We start from the raw sequence: 5,428 nt of genomic DNA on the forward strand, positions 1-5,428 counted from the left end.
ACGAGGGTGTTCAGGAAGAACCCGACCAGGTCGTCGGTCGCCTCGTCCGTACGGCCCGCGATCGGCGTACCGATCGGGATGTCCTCACCGGCGCCCAAGCGGGACAGCAGGGTCGCCAGGGCAGCCTGCAACACCATGAAGAGCGAGGCGTTGCTGTCCCTCGCCAGTGCGTTCAGCCGGAGGTACAGCTCGTGCGGCAGGTCGACAGTGACGGCGTCCCCGGAGTTGGTCAGCGCCTTGGAACGCGGACGGTCCAGCGGGAGGCTCAGCTCCGTCGGGAGATCGGCCAGAGCGCCCATCCAATAGGCCAGTTGCTTCGAGATCTGGCTCTGCGGATCCGCCTCCGAGCCGAGCACCTCCCGCTGCCACACCGTGTAGTCCGCGTAGCGCACGGGGAGTGGAGTCCAGTCCGGTGTGCCGGCTTCGGCCCGTGCCGCGTAGGCCGTGCCCAGGTCGCGGGCCAGCACGGGGAGTGACCATCCGTCGGCGGCAATGTGGTGGATCAGCAACAGGAGGATGTGGTCGCCGTTGGGGAGCTGGAACAGGTCTGCGCGCAGGGGAGGTTCACGGTCGAGGTCGAATGCGTAGCGGGCCGCCTCGGACAGTTTCGCCGGGAGTTCTTCCTCGGTGCAGGTGGTGAGACGGAATGCCGGGACGGCTTCCGTGTCGGTCACCTGGTGAACCCCGTAGGCGTCCTCGGCGATGAGGGTGCGCAGCGGTTCGTGCCGGGTCACGATGTCGGTGAGGGCCGTGCGCAGTGCGTCGACGTCCAGGGGTCCGGAGAGGCGCATTGCGGCCGGCATGTTGTAGGTGGCGCTGGGGCCCTCGAGCCGGTGCTGGAACCACAGACCCTGCTGCGCGAAGGACAGGGGTATCCGTTCTGCCGGCGCACCGGCCTTGAGCGGGGGCCGGGCGGCTGTGGCGCCGTTGAGAAGGCCTGCAATGCCGGCTGCGGTGGGCTGCTCGAAGAAGTCGCGGACGGCGAGTTCGACGCCCAGTGCCGAGCGTATGCGGCCGGCCAGGCGGGTCGCGAGGAGTGAGTGCCCGCCCAGTTCGAAGAAGTTCTCGTCGACGCCGACTTCGGGGACGCCCAGGATGTCGCCGAAGATCTGGCAGATGACCTCTTCCCGGGGCGTGCGGGGGCTCCGGCGGTGTGGTGCGTGGACGAACTCGGGGGTGGGCAGGGCCTTGCGGTCCAGCTTTCCGTTGGCCGTGAGGGAAAGGTCTTCGCGGACGACGAATGCCGCGGGGAGCATGTACTGCGGCAGGCGGGCTGCCAGGTGTTCCCGCAGCTCCGCGATGTCGAGGGAGCCGCGGGGGGCCACGTACGCGACGATGCGGCGGTCCCCCGAACGGTCCTCCCGTACGAGGACCGCTGTGTTGGCCACCTGTTCGTGTTGGGCCAACCGGGATTCGATCTCCCCGAGTTCGATGCGGAAGCCGCGTATCTTCACCTGGTCGTCGGACCGGCCCAGATACTCGAGTCCGCCCTCAGCAGTACGGCGGGCAAGGTCCCCGGACCGGTACATGCGTGTTCCCGGGGGGCCGTACGGGCAGGCGACGAACCGCTCGCCGGTCAAGTCCGGAGCGCGGTAGTACCCTCGGGCCAGCCCCGGGCCGGCGACGTAGATCTCTCCCCGGACGCCGGGCGGGACCGGGCGGAGTCGCTCGTCGAGGACGAAGATCCGCAGGTCGGGCAGGGGCGCTCCGATGGGGCTGCCGGGCTGGTCGGGCTGGACCTCGGTCTCGGTCGCGTGCACGGTGGTTTCGGTGATTCCGTACATGTTGACCAGCCGGACACCGGGGTGGCGTTCGTGCCAGCCGGTGAGCCGGCCGGGGTCGAGCGCCTCGCCACCGAAGACCACGTGACGCAGGGCGAGTTCGGCGGGTTCGGTCTGGTCGCGCTCTGCTTCGACGAGTTCGTAGAAGGCGGAGGGAGTCTGGCTGAGGACGGTGACCTGCTCGCGGACGAGCAGGCGCAGGAAGTCCTCGGGCGAGCGAGTCACCCAGCGCGGTACCAGGACCAGGCGCCCGCCGTGCAGCAGCGCGCCCCACATCTCCCAGACGGAGACGTCGAACGCGACGGAGTGGAAGAGGGTCCATGCGTCCGCGGGTCCGAACCCGAAGCGCTCGCTGGTGGTGCTGATGAGGCGGGCCACCGCGGCGTGGGTGACGAGGACGCCCTTGGGGCGGCCGGTCGAGCCGGAGGTGTGGATGATGTAGGCGGCGTGTTCGGGGCTGCCGGGTGCGGGCCGTTCGTGTTCCGCCAGGTCCGTCGCCGCGAACCCGTCGGCGTCGTCGGGGCAGAGCACCGCGGGCGCTCCGGCGGCACCCTGGACGCCGTCGTCGTCCGGTCCGGCAGGGGTATCGGTGTCCGTGACGAGGGCGACCGGCCGGGTCTCGCGCAGCACGTGCGCGAGGCGCTCACGCGGCTGGCCCGGGTCCAGCGGCACGTAGGCCGCACCCGATTTCAGCACGGCGAGGACGGCGACGATCAGGTCGGGACTCCGTTCCATGGACACCGCCACGCAGCGCTCGGGGCCCGCGCCCCGCCGGATCAGCAGGCGCGCCAATCGATTCGCGCGAGCGTTGAGCTCGGCGTACGTCAGCACGCTCCCGTCGCCGGTGACGGCGATGGCGTCGGGAGTGCGTGCAGCCTGCTCCTCGTACAGGGTGGCCAGGGTCGAGGTGACGGACCGGATGCGGACGGGCTCGGTGGGCGTCAGCTCGCCGAGCTCCTGCGGACTGAGGACTTCGATGGTCCCCAAGCGGCGATCGGGATCGGCGGTGACTGCTTCGAGTACCCGCACGAACCGTTCGACGAGCTGCTCCGCCTCCTTGTGCGTGAAGAGGTCCGCTCGGTATTCGATGCCGCAGCCTTCGCCGTCCGCGGAGAGGTCGAAGGTCAGGTCGAACTTCGCGATGCCACCCGACTCCGTGATGTCTTCAACGCGCAGGCCTTGGAGGTCGGCGACGGCTTCCCTGTTGTTGTGGAAGGTCAGCATGACCTGGAACAGGGGGTGGCGGGCGGCCGAGCGCACCGGGTTGAGCGTCTCGACGAGGTACTCGAAGGGCAGGTCCTGGTGTGCGTAGGCGGCCAGGTCCGCGGACCGCACCCGGGCCAGCAGCTCCCGGAAGGTGGGGTCTCCCGAGGCGTCGGTGCGCAGCACCAGCGTGTTGACGAAGAAGCCGACGAGGTCGTCGAGGGCGTCGTCGGTGCGGCCGGCGATGGCCGTGCCCAGCGGAATGTCCTCGCCCGCGCCCATCCGGTGCAGGAAGGCCACCAGGGCAGCCTGGACCACCATGAAGAGCGAGGCCTGATGGTCGAGGCCGAGCCGGGTCAGCCGGGCGCGCAGTGCGGCGTCGAGCCGGAAGGGGGCGCGTCCGCCACGCTCGCCCGCCACGGCGGGGCGCGGCCGGGTGAGGGGGAGTTCGAGCTGGTCGGGTAGGCCGGCGAGCGCGGTTGTCCAGTAGTCCCGCTGGCGTGCGAGCTCGTTGCCGGGCTCGTCTTCGGAGCCGAGGGCGTTCCGCTGCCACAGGGCGTAGTCGGCGTACTGGAGCAGCAGGGGCGTCCACTGCGGGGCGCCGCCCGCGCGGCGGGCGGCGTAGGCGGCCGAGAAGTCCCGGCCCAGCGGTGAGAGGGACCAGCCGTCACCGGCGATGTGGTGGAGGACCAGGACGAGGACGTGATCGCGCGGGCCGATGCGGAACAGGGTCGCCCTCAGGGGCGGTTCCGAGGCCAGATCGAAGCCGCGGGCCATCTCGGCGGCCACGAGGGTACGCAGGGCGTCCTCGTCGGCGTCGCGCAGGGCCAGGGGGATGGCGGCACGATCCAGGACGATCTGGTGGGGTGTCCCGTCGGCCTCCGCGTAGATCGTCCGCAGCGATTCATGACGGTCCGCCACATCGGTCAGCGCGTCCTGCAGGGCCTGCGGGTCGAGGTCACCGCGCAGGCGCAGGGCGAGGGGCATGTTGTAGAGCGCGGAGGTTCCGTGGAGCTGGTTGAGGAACCACAGCCGGCGCTGCCCGTGGGAGAGCGGGATCCGGTCCGGGCGCGGTCCGGACGTGAGCAGGGGCCGGCCGCCGGCACGGGAGCCGGAGAGGGCGCGTGCAAGCTGCGCGACGGTCGGCGCCTCGAAGACGGTCCGGACGGCGAGTTCGGTGCCGAGGACGGATCGGACGCGGGAGACGAGCTTGGTGGCGAGCAGCGAGTGGCCGCCCAGCTCGAAGAAGGGGTCGTCGATGCCGACACTCTCCAGGCCGAGGACATCGGCGAAGAGTCCGCAGAGGATTTCCTCCTGCGGAGTGCGCGCGGAACGGCGGGGGCCGGCGGTCGGCGTCCCCTCGTGGTCGGGCCGGGGCAGCGCGGCGCGGTCGATCTTCCCGTTGGCGTTGAGCGGGAACGCGGGCAGCGCGACGAGGACCGAGGGCACGCAGTAATCAGGCAGCCTGCGGCCGAGTTCCCCCAGGAGGGCGTGCGGGTCGATGGTTTCGCCGGCGGCGGGTACAGCGTAGGCGACGAGCCGGGGGTCGCCCGGCCGGTCCTCGCGCAGGATGACGGCGGCCTGTGCGACCTGCGGAGCCTCGGCGAGCACGGCCTGGATCTCGCCCGGCTCCACACGGTAGCCGCGGATCTTGATCTGGTCGTCGGCGCGGCCGGTGAACCGGAGCGTGCCGTCGGCGTCGCGCGTGACGAGGTCGCCGGTGCGGTACATGCGGGTGCCGGGCCGTCCGAACGGGCAGGCCACGAAGCGTTCCGCCGTGAGGTCCGGGCGCCCCTGGTAGCCACGGGCGAGGCTTCTGCCGGTGACGTACAGCTCGCCGGGGAAGCCGTCGGGGACGGGGCGCAGCCAGCCGTCCAGGACGTAGGTGTCGCTGTTGTCGACCGGGGTACCGATGGGGGGTGCGGCGTCGCCGGACAGGGGAGCGCTGATCGTGGCGCAGATCGTCGTCTCGGTGGGCCCGTAGGCGTTGACGAGAGTGCGTCCGGGCGCCCAGCGCTCCACGACTTCGGGAGGGCAGGCTTCGCCGGCGGTGATCAGCGTCAGCCCGGCCGGCAGGTCGTGTTCACCGGGCATGGCGGCGAGGACGGCGGGCGGCAGGATGGCATGGGTGACGCCGGTGTCCGTGATGGCCGAGGTGAGGGCCTCGCCACCGATGAGGCGCTCTGGTGTGAGGACGAGTGCGGCGCCGGTGAGCAGGGCGGTGAAGAGTTCGGAAAGGGACGCGTCGAACGTCGTCGACGCGAATTGCAGGATGCGGGATCCCGGTCCGACGGTGAGCCGTTCCCGGTGGGTGTCGACGAGGGCTCCGACGCCCTGGTGGGTGACGATGACGCCTTTGGGGCGGCCGGTGGAACCAGAGGTGTAGATCACATACGCCGCGAGCCCCGCGTCCACCCGCTCCGGCAACCCGGACCCCGCAACAA

The 5,428-nt window shown here is 71.1% G+C and carries 1 protein-coding gene; it reads right to left on the bottom strand.

Features of this window, described 5'->3' with window-relative positions; genetic code table 11:
• Positions 1-5,428: amino acid adenylation domain-containing protein (locus ACZ5WG_RS40730; RefSeq protein WP_468729694.1), on the bottom strand; the 5,428-nt coding region annotated here is incomplete at both ends.

Source organism: Streptomyces sp. NPDC032745, assembly GCF_055579465.1.